Genomic DNA, 1227 nt, shown 5'->3' with positions numbered 1-1227 from the left:
TGACGTTCTCCCTGTTTTTTCATCCAAGCTGAGTGAGAGTTTTCCGGCCCTTTAAAGCCTGTGTGCAAGGAGCTGGGACATGAAGAAGTCGAGGTACACGGAAGAGCAGATCGCGTTCGCGCTGAAGCAAGCGGAGACCGGCACGCCGGTGGCGGAGGTGATCCGGCGGATGGGGGTATCCGAGCAGACGTTCTACCGCTGGAAGAAGGTGTATGGCGGGCTGGGTGTGGGCGAGTTGCGGCGGGTGAAGCAGCTCGAGGACGAGAACCGCAAGTTGAAGCAGCTCGTCGCGGACCTGAGCCTCGACAAGCACATCCTGCAGGATGTGCTCGCAAAAAAGCTCTGACGCCTGGGCGGCGGCGCGAGATTGTCGCGCACGTCCAGGCGTCCCATGGCATCAGCGAGCGGCGCAGTTGCCTCGCGCTCGGCGTCGACCGCTCGTCGGTGCGCTACGTGTCGCACAAGCCAGACCAGGCTCCTCTGCGGCTGCGCATCCGCGATCTGGCGGCGGCACGGGTGCGCTACGGCTATTTCCGGATCTATATTCTACTGCGGCGGGAAGGCTGGCTCGTGAACCACAAGCGTGTGTACCGGCTGTATCGGGAGGATGGATTGAGCCTTCGGCTCAGGCGGCCCCGCCGCAACGTCAGCGCCGCGAACCGCGAGCGCCAGCCGGCGGCATCGGCGCCGAACGAGATGTGGTCGATGGACTTCGTCTCGGACGCGCTGTTCGACGGTCGCCGGCTGCGAGCGCTAACGGTGGTCGACGCCTTCACGCGCGAGGCTCTGGCGATCGACGTCGACCAGGGCATCAAGGGCGAGCAGGTGGTGACCGCGATGGCGCGGATCGCTTCGGTGCGTGGTGCGCCGAAGACCATCAGGGTGGACAATGGGCCGGAGTTCATCTCGAAGGCGCTCGACCGCTGGGCCTATGAAAACGGCGTCACGCTCGACTTTTCGCGGCCGGGCAAGCCTACCGACAACGCCTTCGTCGAAAGCTTCAATGGTCGCCTGCGCGACGAGTGCCTGAACAGCCACTGGTTCCTGTCGCTGGCTGATGCCCGGATCAAGATCGAGGCTTGGCGGCGGGACTATAACGAGAGCCGTCCTCACACGGCTCTTGGCTGGCTGACGCCAGCTGAATATGCTGCATCCGCCGGGGTTAACCCCGGCGGATGCAAGCCGGAAGCTCGCATCACGCCCGGATGAGAAACCGGGGGACCGTCA

1 protein-coding gene is annotated in these 1227 nt (G+C 64.3%); it reads left to right on the top strand.

The annotated features are described in order from the left end of the window. The first annotated feature begins 79 nt into the window (after window positions 1-79). Window positions 80-1209, top strand: a protein-coding gene (locus MHZ35_RS17800) for an IS3 family transposase (protein WP_446741078.1) whose coding sequence is annotated in 2 segments (ribosomal slippage) — window positions 80-341 and window positions 341-1209 — 1131 coding nt in all. Because the reading frame shifts where the segments join, the coding sequence is not laid out codon by codon here. Window positions 1210-1227: the final 18 nt, after the last annotated feature.

The organism is Sphingomonas sp. ACRSK (assembly GCF_022346685.1).
In the GTDB taxonomy this organism is placed as follows: Bacteria; Pseudomonadota; Alphaproteobacteria; order Sphingomonadales; family Sphingomonadaceae; genus Sphingomonas; species Sphingomonas molluscorum.
Note: the sequence above shows the minus strand (reverse complement) of the source record. Positions and strands in the feature narration are given on the sequence as shown.